Origin of the sequence: Ferrovibrio sp. (genome assembly GCF_964218355.1) — a bacterium.
Taxonomy (GTDB): domain Bacteria; phylum Pseudomonadota; class Alphaproteobacteria; order Ferrovibrionales; family Ferrovibrionaceae; genus Ferrovibrio.
On sequence record NZ_CAXPMC010000008.1, the window covers coordinates 42,197 to 58,047 of the forward strand.

General features: G+C 65.4%; 15 protein-coding genes. 5 read left to right on the top strand and 10 right to left on the bottom strand.

Annotated elements, in window-relative coordinates; translation table 11 throughout:
- Positions 1 to 9: 9 nt before the first annotated feature.
- Positions 10 to 717 (bottom strand): protocatechuate 3,4-dioxygenase subunit beta, encoded by a 708-nt coding sequence (gene pcaH, locus ACEQZY_RS03535; protein WP_341702163.1) that lies wholly within the window; start codon positions 715 to 717, stop codon positions 10 to 12.
- A gap of 139 nt (positions 718 to 856) precedes the next feature.
- Between pcaH (ACEQZY_RS03535) and ACEQZY_RS03540 the strand changes: the two genes are divergently transcribed.
- The gene (locus ACEQZY_RS03540) at positions 857 to 1,612 is read left to right on the top strand and encodes an IclR family transcriptional regulator (RefSeq protein WP_341702162.1); all 756 of its coding nucleotides are present in this window, start codon (positions 857 to 859) and stop codon (positions 1,610 to 1,612) included.
- Between the two features lie 15 nt (positions 1,613 to 1,627).
- Here ACEQZY_RS03540 and ACEQZY_RS03545 read toward each other — a convergent pair whose 3' ends face one another.
- Entirely contained in the window at positions 1,628 to 2,041 is a 414-nt protein-coding gene (locus tag ACEQZY_RS03545) for an acyl-CoA thioesterase (RefSeq protein WP_341702161.1), read from the bottom strand.
- Between the two features lie 233 nt (positions 2,042 to 2,274).
- Here ACEQZY_RS03545 and ACEQZY_RS03550 point away from each other — a divergent pair, with 233 nt between their 5' ends.
- On the top strand, positions 2,275 to 2,781 hold the full coding sequence (locus ACEQZY_RS03550; protein ID WP_341702160.1) for a MarR family transcriptional regulator: 507 nt from the start codon (positions 2,275 to 2,277) through the stop codon (positions 2,779 to 2,781).
- A gap of 28 nt (positions 2,782 to 2,809) precedes the next feature.
- Here ACEQZY_RS03550 and ACEQZY_RS03555 read toward each other — a convergent pair whose 3' ends face one another.
- From ACEQZY_RS03555 to ACEQZY_RS03585, 7 genes are all read right to left on the bottom strand, one after another.
- Positions 2,810 to 4,066, bottom strand: a complete 1,257-nt coding sequence (locus ACEQZY_RS03555; protein WP_370152337.1) for an acetyl-CoA C-acyltransferase — start codon at positions 4,064 to 4,066, stop codon at positions 2,810 to 2,812.
- The gene (locus ACEQZY_RS03560) at positions 4,056 to 5,921 is read right to left on the bottom strand and encodes a feruloyl-CoA synthase (RefSeq protein ID WP_370152340.1); all 1,866 of its coding nucleotides are present in this window, start codon (positions 5,919 to 5,921) and stop codon (positions 4,056 to 4,058) included. Before ACEQZY_RS03560 ends, ACEQZY_RS03555 begins: the two co-directional genes overlap by 11 nt.
- Positions 5,922 to 6,033: 112 nt before the next feature.
- A complete protein-coding gene (locus ACEQZY_RS03565) occupies positions 6,034 to 6,846 on the bottom strand; it encodes a crotonase/enoyl-CoA hydratase family protein (protein ID WP_341702157.1) in 813 nt (270 codons plus the stop codon).
- 124 nt (positions 6,847 to 6,970) lie between these two features.
- Positions 6,971 to 7,882 (bottom strand): fumarylacetoacetate hydrolase family protein, encoded by a 912-nt coding sequence (locus ACEQZY_RS03570; RefSeq protein WP_370152343.1) that lies wholly within the window; start codon positions 7,880 to 7,882, stop codon positions 6,971 to 6,973.
- A gap of 54 nt (positions 7,883 to 7,936) precedes the next feature.
- On the bottom strand, positions 7,937 to 9,073 hold the full coding sequence (locus ACEQZY_RS03575; protein WP_341702155.1) for an osmoprotectant NAGGN system M42 family peptidase: 1,137 nt from the start codon (positions 9,071 to 9,073) through the stop codon (positions 7,937 to 7,939).
- Between the two features lie 4 nt (positions 9,074 to 9,077).
- Positions 9,078 to 10,847, bottom strand: coding sequence for an N-acetylglutaminylglutamine synthetase (ngg, locus tag ACEQZY_RS03580; RefSeq protein WP_370152347.1), 1,770 nt, complete (start codon positions 10,845 to 10,847; stop codon positions 9,078 to 9,080).
- 18 nt (positions 10,848 to 10,865) lie between these two features.
- Positions 10,866 to 12,638 (bottom strand): N-acetylglutaminylglutamine amidotransferase, encoded by a 1,773-nt coding sequence (locus tag ACEQZY_RS03585; RefSeq protein WP_341702153.1) that lies wholly within the window; start codon positions 12,636 to 12,638, stop codon positions 10,866 to 10,868.
- Between the two features lie 274 nt (positions 12,639 to 12,912).
- Here ACEQZY_RS03585 and ACEQZY_RS03590 point away from each other — a divergent pair, with 274 nt between their 5' ends.
- Positions 12,913 to 13,416 carry a MarR family transcriptional regulator gene (locus ACEQZY_RS03590; protein ID WP_341702152.1) on the top strand — a complete coding sequence of 168 codons (504 nt, stop codon included), beginning with the start codon at positions 12,913 to 12,915 and terminating at the stop codon, positions 13,414 to 13,416.
- On the opposite strand, the gene ACEQZY_RS03595 is transcribed toward ACEQZY_RS03590, so the two are convergent.
- Positions 13,413 to 14,339 (bottom strand): LysR family transcriptional regulator, encoded by a 927-nt coding sequence (locus ACEQZY_RS03595; protein ID WP_341702151.1) that lies wholly within the window; start codon positions 14,337 to 14,339, stop codon positions 13,413 to 13,415. The genes ACEQZY_RS03590 and ACEQZY_RS03595 overlap by 4 nt on opposite strands.
- 108 nt (positions 14,340 to 14,447) lie before the next feature.
- Here ACEQZY_RS03595 and pcaH (ACEQZY_RS03600) point away from each other — a divergent pair, with 108 nt between their 5' ends.
- Together pcaH (ACEQZY_RS03600) and pcaG are read left to right on the top strand one after the other, a co-directional pair.
- Complete coding sequence (gene pcaH, locus ACEQZY_RS03600) at positions 14,448 to 15,173, top strand: protocatechuate 3,4-dioxygenase subunit beta (RefSeq protein ID WP_341702150.1); 726 nt, start codon at positions 14,448 to 14,450, stop codon at positions 15,171 to 15,173.
- A 3-nt stretch (positions 15,174 to 15,176) separates the two neighbouring features.
- On the top strand, positions 15,177 to 15,803 hold the full coding sequence (gene pcaG, locus ACEQZY_RS03605) for a protocatechuate 3,4-dioxygenase subunit alpha (protein WP_341702149.1): 627 nt from the start codon (positions 15,177 to 15,179) through the stop codon (positions 15,801 to 15,803).
- Positions 15,804 to 15,851 lie beyond the last annotated feature (48 nt).

A 15,851-nucleotide genomic window follows, 5' to 3' on the forward strand; every position in this document is an offset into this window, starting at 1 on the left:
CGCAGCCTCTCAATGCCGGTCGAGCGGTGTGGCGTTGCGGCCGCGCAGCACGATGTCCCAGCGATAGCCGAGGGCGAATTCCGGTACCGTGGTCTCCAGGTCGAAGGCGGCGATCATGCTGTCGCGGGCCCGCTGGTCGGTGACGCAGTTGAAAATCGGATCCAGCGGCAGCAGCGGATCACCGGGGAAGTACATCTGCGTCACCAGCCGGGTCATGAAGCTCGGCCCGAACAGCGACAGGTGGATATGCTGCGGGCGCCAGGCGTTGTGGTGGTTGCGCCACGGATAGGCCCCCGGCTTGATGGTCACGAAACGGTAGCGACCCTCGTCATCGGTGACGGTGCGGCCATAGCCGGTGAAATTCGGATCCAGTGGCGCATCATGCTGGTCGATGGGGTGGCGGTAGCGGCCGGTCGAATTGGCCTGCCACAGTTCGATCAGGGTGTTGCGCACCGGCCGGCCATCCTCGTCGACGACCCGGCCGCTGAGGATGATCCGCTCGCCGATCGGCTCGCCGGCATGCTGCTTGGTCAGGTCGTGATCCACGGGGCCCACCCGGTCGTGACCGAACAGCGGCCCCGTCACCTCCGACAGCGTGTGCGGCAGCAGCACCAGCGGCTTGCCCGGCGCCCGCCTGATCGATGACTGGTAGGGCGGATGCAGATAGTTCGGCTGCGTCCCCGCCGCCGGCCGCTTGTATCCGGCAACCTCGGTCATTGCTGTTTCCTCCCGTGACGCAGCGGCAGGTTCCGAATCCGCACTGCCTTTGCGCCTCCCACTTGACTGTTTTGTGCGTAAATCGCACAATAATATGAATAGCGCACATTACAGGGTGGAAACTTTCCAATGTCAACGCATGAACCTGCGTGATTTTTCAACTTCCCTCGCCCGCGGCCTGCGGGTCATCACGGCCTTCGACCGCGACAATGACGAGATGACGCTGAGCGAGGTGGCCCGCCGCTCCGACATGACACGGGCGGCCGCGCGCCGGTATCTGCTGACGCTCTGCGAACTCGGCTACGTGGCGGGAGACGGCAAATACTTCCGGCTGACCCCGCGGGTGCTCGACCTCGGTTTCGCCTTCCTGACATCGATGCATATCTGGGACCGCGCCCAGCCTTTCATGGAGCGCCTGACCGAGCAGGTAAACGAATCCTGCTCGATCTCGGTGCTGGATGGCAGCGATATCGTCTATGTCGCACGTGTGCCGACCAAACGGATCATGTCGGTGGCGCTGGGCATCGGCAGCCGCCTGCCCGCCTACTGCACCTCAATGGGCCGGGTGCTGCTGGCTTCATTGCGGCCGGCGGAGCTGGATGCCTATTTCGAACAGGCAGATTTCGCCGCCCTGACACCCCATACCGAAACCGATCCCGCCGCCCTGCGTGCCATCATCGCCGCCGTGCAGCGCGACGGTTACGCCCTGGTCGACCAGGAACTGGAAATCGGCCTGCGCTCGCTGGCGGTGCCGATCCGCAACAATTCGGGCCGCGTTCTGGCCGCCATGAATATAAGCGGCCATGCCTCGCGGACGACCGCCGACGACCTGCGCCAGCGCGTGCTGTCGCCGCTGCTCTATGCCGCGGAGGGCATTCGCTCGGCCCTGCCGTGACCGGCCGCCGGCAGTTCAGCCCAGCTTGCTGCGAACCTCTTCCGGCACCGGCAGCGCGCGCAGCCGCCCGGGCTTGTCCGGATGGGGCGCGGCCCAGACCCGGCGTTCGTAGCCGTCCACACTGAGCACCCCGGCATTGTAGATCTTGTGGCTGACGACAAAAAAGCGGTCGCTCCACTCGCTGACACCGCTATGGACTTCCAGCACGTCGCCGAATTTCGACGGTGCCAGGAATTTGGCATTGGCCTCGGCTATCGGCGTGCCGACCACGCCATGCGCATCGTAGATGTCCGGGATGGCGAGGCCGGCGCTGACGAAGAGATGCCGTGTCGCCGCATCGAACCATTCGAAATATCTCGGATAGAAGACGATCCGCGCCGGATCGGCATCGCCCCATTCGACAGAAACCTTATAGATGTTTGTTTTCATATCAGTTTGCCTTCAAACTATTCCTGCAGTTTTACTGGACGCCGCCGAAGACCGTCAAGCTGACCGCGTCACGCCGGCCGTTTGATTTACAGATACAACCATTTGCTTCCACGATTTTCTGAGATTCCCCAGATTGATTGCGAAGCCCTTGGTTTTCCACTACATGTCAAAGCCTGTGATTGTCCACAGCCTGCCCGATTCCCGGCTGCAGGCAACCAGGAACGACAGCCGGCATGGCCCGACAGAGCGTAAAAGCGAAACAGGCGGCAGCCGCCGCCGACAGCCCGGAAGCCGGGACCGATCCCGGCACCGTGCAGCTGGGCTATCTGGACGGCCTGCTCGGCTACCGGCTGCGGCGCGCACAGCTTGCCGTCTTCCAGGACTTCATCCAGGCGATGCGGGATTATGACCTGCGTCCGGCACAATTCTCGGTGCTGGCCATCATCAAGGCCAATCCGGGCCTGAAACAGTCGCGGGTCAGCGAGGCCCTGGGCATCAACCGGGCCAATTTCGTCGCGCTGCTGGACGAGCTGGAATCCCGCAAGCTGGCCCGCCGCGCCCCGGCGCCCGGCGACCGGCGCTCCAACGCCCTGTTCCTGACCGCGAAAGGCGAGACCTTTCTCGACGATGCCTTCCGCCATCTGCAGGCCCGGCACGAACGCCGTCTGGATGAAGCCCTGGGCAGCAGCGAGAAACAGCACCTGCTGGCCCTGCTCGGCCGCCTTGCCGACCTGACCTGACCCGGCAGCCTGCCCCGCCTTCAGGGGATCACTCCGCGCGGGCCGCCGGATTCTCGACCAGCAGGGCGATGCCCTGGCCACCGCCGATGCAGGCCGAGGCAACACCGTAGCGCAGGCCGGATTTCTGCAGCTCGCGCGCCACCGTCACCGCCAGCCGAATCCCGGTGGCACCCAGCGGATGGCCGATGGCAATGGCACCGCCGTTGACATTCAGCTTCTCGCGCGGGATCGACAGCGCCCGCATGCAGGCCATCACCTGGGCACCGAAGGCCTCGTTGATCTCGAACCGGTCGACATCCTCGATCCGGATGCCCGCCCTGGCACAGACCGACTGGATCGCCGGCACCGGACCGATGCCCATCACCTCGGGGCGCACACCAACACTGGCACCGGCCACGATCCGGGCCAGCGGCGTCTTGCCCCTGGCACGCACGTAGTCGCCGCCCGCAACAATGGCTGCCGCTGCCCCGTCGACCACACCGGAGGAATTGCCGCCGGTCTGCACGCCGCCGAAGGCCGGCCGGATCTTGGCCAGGACCTCCACCGGCGACGGGCGCACATGGGTATCCTCGGTCACTTCCGGCGTCTTGCGGCTCAGCCTGATGCCGCGGGTGTTGTAGCCGGCAAACTCGAAGCTCTCGCTGGCAACCGGCGTGATCTCGCCCTTGAAATATCCCGCCTCGCGGGCCTTCACGGCGCGGTCGAAGCTTTCCGCCGCATAGGCATCCACTTCCTCGCGGCTGATCTGGTATTCGCGGGCCAGGTTTTCGGCGGTATCACCCATCATGATGCCGGGCGCGGTATCGATCAGCGCCTCCCAGAGGAAGTCCTTGAACTCCACCTGGCCCATGCGGAAGCCGTTGCGATGGGTATAGGCCGCCACCGGATTGCGGCTCATCGATTCAGCGCCGACCACCAGGCCGACATCGGTCTGCCCCAGCCTGACCGCCGAGGCTGCCTGGATGATCGCCTCGATGCCGGTGCCGCAGACGCGCTGCACCAGATGCGCCGGCACCTCGATGGGGATGCCCGCATATAGGCCGACATGGCGCGGCAGCATATAGGCATCATAGGAAGCCTGCGCCATGTTGCCGGCGACCACGGTTCCGACATCCTCGGCCGGCGTGCCGCTTTTCTTCAGCACTTCACGGGCGACCTTGATGCCGAGATCGATCGGCGAAACTTCGGCAAACGCTCCCATGTAATCGGCAAAAGGCGTGCGGACGCCGTCGACGAGCCAGATATCGTCGAAATCGACACTGAGGCCGGCAGGTTTACGCGACATGGACAATCCTCGTGTTGGCGGAAAGGACGCGGCCGGATGGCCGCGCTGCATAAAGATCCTCGACCATGGCCTTGCGGTGGCCGAGCACGGCACGCTGGTTGATCGAACCCTTGTCGGTCACCTCGCCGACATCCAGCGAAGGCAGTTCGTCGACCAGGATCAGCCGTCCGATCCGGTTGGCACTGCCGGTGGCCTGGCGGGCGAAGTCCGCCAGCATGACCTCGAACTGCGCCCGCACCCGCGGGTCGCCGACAATGGCGGCAACATGGCTGCCGGGCGGCAGGTCCGGGCAGAGTCCGCGACAATTCTCGACATCGATGAAAACCAGCGCGCCCAGCTCGTCGCGATCATGCCCGGCAATCACCACATCGCGCACATAGGGGGCGAAATGGGCAATGAAGCGGCCGCGCAGCGGGCCGACGCTGACCCAGGTGCCGCTGGTCAGCTTGAAGTCCTCGGAAATGCGGCCATCGAACAGCAACCCGCGCCCCGGCTGTGCCGGATCGATGAAGGCTGCCGCATCGCCCATCATGTAATAGCCTTCGTCGTCGAAGGCTCCGGCGCTGACCTCCGGCATCCGCCAGTAACCCGGCGTGACGTTGGGACCGCGCACGCGCACTTCCAGCTTTTCGCCGTTGGGCACCAGTTTCAGTTCCTGGCCCGGCACCGGCAGGCCGATCACGCCCGAGCGGTCGACCGGCCAGTTGGCGCAGAGTGCGAAGGGCGCCGTCTCGGTGGCGCCGAGGCCGCTGATGATCGGAATCCGCTCGCCGATCGTATCGACCGCGATTTCCTCCAGGGCCGACCAGACATGCTGCGGCAGGGCGGCACCGGCATAGAAGATCATCTTCAGGCGGCTGAAAAAGGTTTCCCGCAGGGCCCGCTCTGCCCGCAGATAGGGCAGCAGCATCTCGAAGCCTTTGGGCACGTTGAAATATACCGTCGGCGCGACCTCCCGCAGATTCCGTACAGTCCGCTCGATCAGGGCCGGCACCGGCTTGCCGTCGTCGATATAGAGCGAGCCGCCATTGTAGAGCGTGATGCCGACATTGTGGTTGCCGCCAAAGGTGTGATTCCATGGCAGCCAGTCGATGAAGACCGGCGGTTCCTCGCCGAAAACCGGCAGCGACTGCAGGATCATCTGCTGGTTGCTGCACAGCATGCGCTGGGTGTTGATCACGCCTTTCGGCATGCCGGTCGAACCCGAGGTGAACAGGAATTTGGCGATGCTGTCCGGCCCGACCCGGCCATGGGCGGCCTCGACCGCAGCCGTCGGCATGGTGGCGCGCAGATCGCCGAACAGGGTGGCCGGCCGGTCTGCCGGCGGATTGGCGCCGACGACCAGTTCGGCATCCGCCGGCATGGCCGCGGCCAGCGCCCGGGCGAATTTCGCACCATCCGCTGCGAAGACCAGCCCCGGCCGCAGCATGTCGAGTACATGCCGCAGCTTGCCGAAATCGCTGGATACCAGGGCGTAAGCCGGCGAAATCGCCGCCGACGGCACACCGACATGCTGGGCCGCCAGGGCCAGCAGCGCGTGATCGGCATCGTTGTCGGACAGGATGGCCACCGGCCGGTCCACGGAAAGCCGCCGGTCGAGCAGCGCCTGGCCGACAGCCCGCACGCCATGCAGGGCGTCGCGGTAGGAAACCTTCTGCCAGCCGCCTGCGGCATCGCGCTGGGCGATGAAGGTGCGGTCCGGCGCCGCCGACGCCCAGTGCACCAGCCGCTCCGTCAGGCGGTCAGGATAGGACCCGAGCGGTTCCGGCGACCGCATCAGGATGCTGCCATCGGCGCGGCGCGTCAGTTCGGTATCGGCGCGGCCGAAACGGACCTGACGGAATGGGTGGGTCATGCGTCTTCCTCCCGTATGTCCCGCGCCGGTAACGGGCTGCCGGCTTCCGGACGGCAGCCCCGCGGGATGGCTCCGCCGCCCTTGCGGTCGGAGCCGGCAATCCTGGTGCCGGCTATTTGCCGACCTTGGCGGCACGCTTTTCGAGAAAATCGCGGATGCGGGTTTTCGCCTCGATATCCGCCTGGGCGATGGAGGAGATCATCGCCTCCATCATGTAGCCGGATTCGGGGCTGGTTTCCGCAATGCGCGGCAGCGCGTGCATCACCGCGAAATTGGTCATCGGGGCATTGCCGGCAATCTTCGCGGCCAGTTCCATGGCCTTCGTCATGCCCTCGCCGGCACCGACCAGATACTGCGACAGGCCGATGGCATGGCCCTCGGCGGCATCATAGACCCGGCCGGTCAGCATCATGTCCATCATGCGTGCCACGCCGATCAGGCGCGGAATCCGCACCGAGCCCCCGCCACCGACGAAAATGCCGCGCTGCCCCTCGGGCAGGGCATAGAAGCTGGAGGGTTCGGCAATGCGGATATGGGTGGCCGCGGCCAGTTCGAGGCCGCCGCCGATCACCGCGCCATGCAGCACCGAGATGACGGGAACGCGGCCGAACTGGATATGCCGGAAAGCCTCATGCCACATCATGGAATGACCGACGCCCTCGGTGGCCGACTGTTCCTGCAGCGAGGAAAGGTCAAGGCCGGCGGAAAAATGCTCGCCCTGACCATCGATCACCACCACCTTCACCCCCGCCGGCGGCGCGGCAAAGAACCGGTGCAGGCCCATCACGGTTGCATTGTCGAGGGCATTGCGTTTCTCCGCCCGCATCAGGCGCAGCACCGCGATTTCGCCCTGCAGTTCGACCCCCAGGCTGGCTGGCAGGTCGAATGCGGGCGCGTCGTTTCGGTCGATCGGATTCAGCTGCATCTTGGTTTTGCTTCCGGTGATAATTGTTATGGAATATAACATTCATGCCGCTCTTGGCAAGCGCCAAAAGGCGAGCCGCCAGGCGGCGGGCGGACTCCTGGAATAAGCTGGTTTTCCGGTCTTTTCAGGCTGTTCGCCAATCCCCGGCAATCGCGATCTGCATGCTGCCGATCCCATCGATCCAGGCCTCCATGCGGTCGCCGGGATTGACCTGCGACACCCCTTCCGGCGTGCCGGTCATGATCACATCGCCAGGCTGCAGGGTGTAGAAGCGCGACGCATATTCGATCAGCCTCTGCACATCGAAAATCAGGTAGCTGGTATTCGACTTCTGGCGGGTCTCGCCATTGACCGCGATGCTGAGGTCCAGCCGGTTCGGATCGGCAATCTCGTCGCGGGTGACGATCCACGGCCCCAGCACGGCGAATGTGTCCACGGATTTGCGGAAACCGGGGAATTCCGGCCCCCGGATCGTCATGTCCAGGCCGATGCTGTAGCCCAGAACGTGATCCAGCGCCTGTTCGCGCGGGATGAACCGGCCCTCCCTGCCGATGATCACCGCCAGTTCGACCTCATGGTCGTTGCGGCGGTCGGGAAAGCTGAGCTGCACCTCCTGTGCCGGCCCGATCAGGGCGGAATTCGCCTTGATGAACAGGCCGTACTGGTCGAGCGACGTGAAGGTCTTGCCGTGGTTGATCGCCGTATCGGCATTGGCCTCGTCGATATGGGCGCGGTAGTTGATCGGCGCCCCGATGATCTTGCCCGGATTGGCCACCGGGCTGTCCAGCCGCACCGCGGCCAGCGGCAGTGTGCTGCCGCCGGCTTTCGCCTGCGCCGCGATCTGCGGCAGCAGGGCCGGAATCTGCCGCACGATCCAGTCGCCGGGTGGCAGCGGCCAGGCCGGCTTCAGGTCGAACAGGGCGGTGACATCGTGGACCACATCGCCCGCGACGACACCGATACGGTTGCTGTTGAAGCGGCAGATACGCATGACGGTTTCCATCCCGGCGCCGGATGCCGGGTCGGCATCGGTCATATCGTTTGTTTATATAACAATCGCCGGATAGTACAAGCCGCCGCCCGCGACACGTCAATCCTCTCCGGCCGGGATCAGATCGCTGTGCGACGGCGGCAGGTCGCCCAGCGGCCCCATCGCCGCCCGGTCGCGGGCGAATAACGGCTTGGACTGGACATACAGCGCCAGCAGCCGGGCCAGCGCCACCAGCGAATCCGCATGGCTGCGCTCGTAACCATGGGAGGCATCCAGCGCGAAGCAAACCAGCGCCGTGCGGATGTCGTTGCCGGCCTCGAGTGCCGAAGCCGCATCGCTGCGGTAATAGCGGAAAACGTCGCGGCTGTGCTCGATGCCGTGCTTGCCGCAGATCTCCAGCAGCCGCCGGGTCAGGTGGCGGTCGAACGGGCCGCTGGAATCCTGCATGGCAATGGTCACGCCGAATTCGCTGGTATACTGCCCGGGTGCGATGGTGCCGTTGTCGATGGAAACCAGCTCGGCCACATCGCCGTGCAGTACGGTCGAGGCGCCAACCCCGACCTCTTCGGCGATGGTGAAGATCAGGTGGCAATCCATCGGCAGCCGCGCATCGGATTTGCAGATTGCCCGCGCGGCCGCCAGCATCGCCGCCACGCCGGCCTTGTCGTCGAGATGACGTGCCACCAGGAAGCCGTTGTCGAGGAATTCCGGCATCGGATCGATCGAGATCGTATCGCCGACATGGATGCCCAGCGCACGGATATCGGCCTCGCTGTCCACCTTCTCATCCAGGCGCAGCTCCAGATTATGCCAGCCGATCGGCTGGGTATCGATCTCCTCGTTGAAGGTATGGCCCGAGGCCTTGCGCGGCAGGATGCTGCCGCGATAGTGCGTGCCGTCATCGGTGTGCACCAGGCAGCGGGCACCCTCGGCAAAGCGCGCCGACCAGGTGCCGATCGGCACCACCTGCGGCCGGCCATTCTCCCAGAATCCCTTCACCATGGCGCCGAGCGTATCGAGATGGCCGACAATGGCGCGGTCCGGCGAGGATCGCGATCCCTTGAAATCGGCACGGATCGCACCGCGCCGGGTCAGCTCGTACGGGACCCCCATATCGTCCAGTTCGCCGCAGACGAAAGCCACCACCGCATCGGTCATGCCGCTGGGGCTGGGAATCGCCAGCAGGGTACGCAGGGTCTGCAGCAGGTAGTCGCGGTCGATCGTCAGGTCTTTCATGGTCTCAGCGCCCTCCGCGCGCCGGGCGCTTTGTCGCCCTGGTTTCCGGGAACAGGAAGTCGATGAATTTTTCGGCCGTCGGCTGCGGTTCGTGATTGGCCAGCCCCGGCCGCTCGTTCGCCTCGATGATGCGGTAATGCGGCTGGTCCGGCGACCGGACGATGAAATCGAAACCGACCAGAGGCATGTGCAGGACCTCTGCAGCCCGCACCGCCGCCGCGGCCAGCTCCGGATGCAGCACGGGCGTAACGTCGTGGATCGTGCCGCCGGTATGCAGGTTGGCGGTCTTGCGCACGGCGAGAGCTTCGCCCTGGGGCAGGATGTCGGTGAAGCCGAAGCCGGCCGCCCGCACGCAGCGCTCGGTTTCCTCGTCCAGCGGAATCCGGCTTTCGCCGCCGGTGGCCGCCGCCCGGCGGCGGCTCTGTTTCTCGATCAGTTCGATCACCGTATGCACGCCATCGCCGACAATCGTCGCCGGCCGCCGGATGGCTGCGGCGACAACCTCGCCATCGATGACGATGATGCGCAGATCCTCGCCGGAAACGAATTCCTCGGCGATCACCTGATCGGCGATCCGGCGGGCTGCCTCGTAGGCGACCAGCACCTCGCTGCGGCGACGCAGGTCGACGAAGACACCGCGCCCCTGTTCTCCGCGCGCCGGCTTGACCACGACGCGCCGGTGCTTTTCCAGGAATGTCACCGCATCTTCCGGTGCCGCCAGCGTTGTCTGGTCCGGCACGGAAAGACCGGCACGGTCCAGCAGCCGGCGGGTCAGCGCCTTGTCGTCGCAGCGGCTCATGGCGACAGCGGTGGTGAGGTCGCTGAGGCTTTCCCGGCAATGCACGCTGCGTGCGCCATGGGTCAGGGTGAAAATGCCGGCAGCGGCATCCTCGACCTCGACCGCGATGCCGCGCCGCCGCGCCTCATCGACGATGATGCGGGCGTAGACATTCAGACCGCCATCGGGCGATGGCCCGATATAGAGCTTCTGGTTGATCGAATTGCGCGTCTTGATGCAGTAGACCGGAATCTGCACGAAACCCAGCTGCCGGTAGAGGGCGATGGCCTGCTCGTTGTCATGCATCACCGAGAGATCCATGAAGCTGCGCCCGGCTGCCTGCATATGGCGGGCCAGACCCAGGGTCAGCGCGCGCCCGATGCCGGGCTGCGCCGCCTGCGGGTCGACAGAAAGCGCCCACAGGCTGCTGCCATTGTCGGGGTCGCGGAAGGCGGTGACATGGTCCACCCCCATCACGACGCCGACCAGCTGCTGCGGCTCGCCGCCGGTTTCCGCCACCAGGATGTCCACCGCCGGATGCCGGTCCGCACAATACCCGTCGCGCAGCGGCACCATGCCACGGGATACATACAGCCGGTTGATCTCGCTTTCATCGGCCGGTGTCGCCGGCCGCACGGTCACGGCTGCATCGCCCTCGTCCGGCAGGGCCGCACTGAGGTCAAGCCTGAAGGCATGGGAAGGATCGAGGAACAGGGCCTGCGGCGCAATCGACAGGACCACATGCGGCTCGCGCACATAGAAAGCGATATCCCGCTCGCCGATGGTTTCCTCGACCAGACGGTCGGCCACCTGTTCCGGGCCGTCGCAGGTCTGGCCGAACAGCAGCCGGCCCCAGCCGCAATCCACTGTGGCGGCGCGGCGGCGCACGGCCCGGGGCGGGGCACCCCATTGCTGCAGTGACAGGCCTCCGGCCTCCGCGGCGGGCAGGCTGGCTTCCGGCGGGCTGCGGCCATAATCGGCAGCGATAGCAGTCATGGCGTTACTCCCGGTGCGTTATATGTTGTGGTTCTGCAGCCACATTTCGAGCAGGGCGACCTGCCACAGCTTGGAACCGCGCAGTGGCGTGATATGCGTCTTCGGGTCCTGCAGCAGCATGTCGACATAATCGCGCCGGAACAGACCGCGCTCGCGCGCCGCCCTGCCGTTCAGCGTATCGCGCACCATGTCGAGATACGGACCTTCCAGATATTTCAGGGCCGGCACCGGGAAATACCCCTTCGGCCGGTCGATCACGGCATTGGGCAGAACCTCGCGTGCCACGGCTTTCAGCACGCCCTTGCCGCCATCCGACAGCTTGTGCTCCGGCGGAATGCGCGCCGCAAGTTCAACCAGCTCATGGTCGAGGAACGGCACCCGGGCCTCGAGGCCCCAGGCCATGGTCATGTTGTCGACGCGCTTGACCGGATCGTCGGCCAGCATCACCTGGGTATCGAGGCGGAGCGCCTTGTCGACGGCCCGGTCGGCACCCGGCAGGCCGAAATGGCCGGCCACGAAAGCGGTGCTGAAATCCTCGGTGAGATAATCGCCGCCGATGGCCTCGGCATATTCCGCATGGCGGCGGTCGAAAAAGACCTGCGCGTAATCGGCAACCGGATCATTCGAATCCAGCAGCGGCGGATACCAGTGATAGCCGCCGAAGATCTCGTCGGCCCCCTGCCCGCTCTGCACCACCTTCACATGCTCGGATACTTCCTGGGACAGCAGGTAGAAGCCGACATTGTCATACGACACCATCGGCTCGGACATGGCATCGATCACCTTGGGCATGGCATCCAGCAGACGCCGCGACTTGACGAAGATCTTGTAATGCTCGGTGCCGAAATGCTTGGCGACCAGGTCGGAATAGACGAATTCGTCGCCCTTCTCGCCATTCGCCTCCTCGAAGCCGATCGAGAAGGTCTTCAGCCCCTTCTGGCCGGCTTCGGCCAGAAGGGCGACGATCAGGCTGGAATCGACGCCTCCCGAAAGCAGGACGCCCACCGGCACATCCGCCACCATCCGGCGCTCGACCGCGGTATCCAACGCGGCGCGCACCTGTGCCTGCCACTGGCTGGCCGGCATCTCGATATCGGCGGCACTGCGCTCGAAGCTGAGCGTCCAGTAGACGTGGTCGGTGCGCCGGCCATCCGGACCGAAGACGGCGATCGATGCCGGCTGCAGCTTCTTCACGCCATTGACCATGGTAAAGGGTGCCGGCACGACGGCGTGAAAGCTCATGTAATGGTGAATGGCGACAGGATCGAGCGAAGTGTCGAGATCGCCGCCGGCCAGCAATGCCGGCAGGGACGAGGCGAACCGCAGGCGGCCGGCCTGTTCGGCAAGATAGAGCGGCTTGATGCCGAGCCGGTCGCGGCACAGGGCCAGCCGGCCGCTTTCCCGCTCATAAACGGCGAAGGCGAACATGCCGTGGAATTTCTTCGGCGCATCCAGGCCCCAGGCATGCCAGGCCTTCAGCACGACTTCGGTGTCGCCGTCGGAAAAGAAGCGATAACCCTTGCCCTGCAGTTCCTGCCGCAATTCGCGGTAATTGTAGATGCAGCCGTTGAAGGCCAGCGTCAGCCCCAGTTCCGCATCCACCATCGGCTGCTGGGCACGCTCGGTCAGGTCGATGATCTTGAGCCGGCGATGGCCGAAGGCCATGCGGCTCTGCGCCTGGATGCCGGCTGCATCGGGGCCGCGCGGGGCCATGCGCTCGGTCATCCGCGCCACCGCCGCGACATCGGCCAGACCGTTGTCGAAGCGGACCTCTCCGCTGAAGCCGCACATCGTGAAATCCTCCGTGTTTGTTGCACTGCCGGCCACCGCCCGATGGCAGCGCCGATGCGCACGGAAACGAAAGGGGTCGCGGGATGCCTGCAGGCCGCAGCCTGACGGGATCCGGTATGGCCCGTTTCGTTTCCGTGCCCCATAATAATTACACATCTTATATTTAGATGTCAAATGATTTGACCTGTAATATTAACGCGGCTAGACTGTGACAAAGCCCTCGGACATGGTTCTCCCGCCGATGCGGGGGTATCCGGTCGATTCGGACAGAGAAATGAACAGCCAAGATGACAAACTCCTCGGCTCACTCCGGCGGATTATCCGGGCGGTCGATCTGCACTCGAAGCGCCTGGAGCGCGAAACCGGCCTGACCACACCGCAGGTGCTGGTGCTGATGGCCATCCGCGAGCTGGGCGAGGTCACCACGGCGCGGATCGCCGCCCGGGTCAGCCTCAGCCAGGCCACGGTCACGACCATTGTGGACCGGCTGGTGGCCCGTGGCCTGATCGAGCGCTACCGCAACACCACCGACCGCCGCATCGTGCATTCACGACTGACCGCGACCGGCGAAGCCGCGCTGGCCAAGGCGCCGCCGTTGCTGGACACGATTTTCGTGACCGCCTTCCGCAGCCTGCCGGCCAGCGAGCGGGACGGCCTCGTGGCCGCACTGGAGCGCGTTGCCATGCTGATGGGGCCGGCGGCCAGTGCCGAGCCCGCACCGCTGATCGACCTCGGCGAGATCGCGCCGGCCCTGCCGGCGCAGCAGGACGTCGCCTAGAGCGGCGCCTTCAGGGCGGCAGCCGCGGCCTGCTCGACCATTCCGCGCAGCCAGATATGGGCCGGATCCTGCTGCATCCGGCGGTGCCAGGCCATGTACATCGGCAGGGTTGCGAAATCGCGGTCCGCCGCCGCCAGTGGCAGGGGCGCTGCAGCAAAGCCCCGCATCAGCTGGCCCTGCAGCAGGCTGGGCAGGCAGGCCAGCATGCGGCTGCCGCGCAGGAAGGCCGGCACGCCGGCAAAGCTGGGCACCGAGACCGCCACCTGGCGGTCGTAACCCGCGGCACCGAGCTGCTTGTCGAACTGCAGCCGCTCGTTGTCGCTGTAGACCACCGTGACATGCCGGGCAGCCAGGAATTCTGCGGCATCGGCCGGCGCCCCGCGCTCGGCCGCGTCGTAATAACAGACATAGCGGTCGACCAGCAGGCGCTTCTGCAGCACGTCCGTGCCGGCCGGCGGCAGCGGCGAGATCAGCAGGTCGCAATGACTGTCGCGTAGCAGATCGGCGGTCGGCACCTGGGACGGGATCGCGCGCAGGCTGATGCTGCGGGTCCGCGCCTCCAGCAGACGGAACAGGGTCGGCAACAGCAGGTCGCGCTGGAAATCATTGGCCGCGATGGTCAGCGCCAGGTCGGCCTGCGACGGATCGAAATCGGCGCCGCTGGCAAAGGCCTGCATGCCATCCAGCAGCAGCCGCGCCTGTTCCGCCAGCGCCCGGGCATGGGCGGTGGCGATGATGCCGCGGCCGGACTTGACGAAAAGCGGATCGCGCAGGATGCGCCGCAGCTTCTGCAGGCTGTGGCTGACCGCCGACTGGGTCTGGCCGAGCCGGGCGGCCGCGGCAGTCACCGACCCCTCCTCCAGCACCGCCAGAAACAGCCGCAGGGCATGGCCGTCGAGTTCCAAATGATCGATATTACTCATAGGTTGTATGATAACTGATCCATTTACTTATTGAATGGAAAAGCCGACCCTCCGCCGACGGCACCGCCCGGATACGGGCCCACCCCTGCCGCAATTCAGGAGGAAACCATGGATATCAAAGGGGAATTCTTCCAGCGGGATCGCAGCCTGCATCCGCCCGCCCATACCCCGACCTACAAGACCAGCGTCGCCCGCTCGCCGCGCCTGCCCCTGCTGTCCCTGCAGAATTCCCTGTCCGAGGTGACCGGCCCGGTCTTCGGCCATAACGAGATCGGCCTGCTGGATAACGACCTGATCCGCAACTACGCCAAGGATGGCGATCCGATCGGCGAGCGCATCATCGTGCATGGCCGGGTGCTGGACGAAACCGGCCGGCCAGTGCCGCGCACCCTGGTCGAGTTCTGGCAGGCCAATGCCGGCGGCCGCTACCGCCACAAGAAGGATACCTATCTGGCACCGATCGATCCGAATTTCGGCGGCTGCGGCCGCACACTGACCGACGACGACGGCTACTACTTCTACCGCACCATCAAGCCTGGGCCCTATCCATGGCGCAATTTCGTCAATTCCTGGCGGCCGGCACATATCCATTACTCGGTCTTCGGATCCGGCTTCGCCCAGCGGCTGATCACACAGATGTATTTCGAGGGCGATCCGCTGATCGCCTCCTGCCCGATGCTGCAGAACGTGCCGGACAAGGATGCGCTCGAACGACTGATCGCGCCGCTGGACATGAATGCGTCGATTCCGCTGGACTCGCTGGCCTACCGCTTCGATATCGTGCTGCGCGGCCGGCGCTCCACCATGTTCGAGAACAAACTGGACGGGAACTGAACCATGCCGCAGCCGATGAACTACCTGCGCGAAACCGCTTCGCAGACTGCCGGCCCCTATGTGCATATCGGCCTGGCGCCGCACCAGGCCGGCTTCGACATCTTCCAGCAGAATTTCAGCAACCAGCTGGCCGGACCGCTGACCCGGGGCGAGCGCATCGCCATCGAGGGCCGGGTGATCGACGGCACCGGCACCCCGCTGAACGATGCGCTGCTGGAAATCTGGCAGGCCAATGCCGCCGGCCGCTACAGCCACCCGGCCGACAGCCAGGACAAGCCGCTCGATGCGGATTTCCGCGGCTGGGGCCGCACCGGTGCCGATTTCGATACCGGCATCTACCGGTTCGACACCATCAAGCCCGGTCCGGTGCCCGGCCGCCATGGCCGCATGATGGCGCCGCATGTCAATTTCTGGATCGTCGCGCGCGGCATCAATATCGGCCTCAGCACGCGGATGTATTTCGCCGACGAGGAAGCCGCCAATGCCGCCGATCCGGTGCTGAACCTGATCGAGCAGAAACAGCGCCGCAAGACGCTGATCGCCGCACGCGGCAGCCACGACGGCAAGACGGTCTACACCTTCGATATCGTCCTGCAGGGCGAGAACGAAACGGTGTTCCTCGATATCTGAAGTCTGCGCGCCGCAGCAAGGCTGCAGATGGCGGGGCGGCAATGCCCC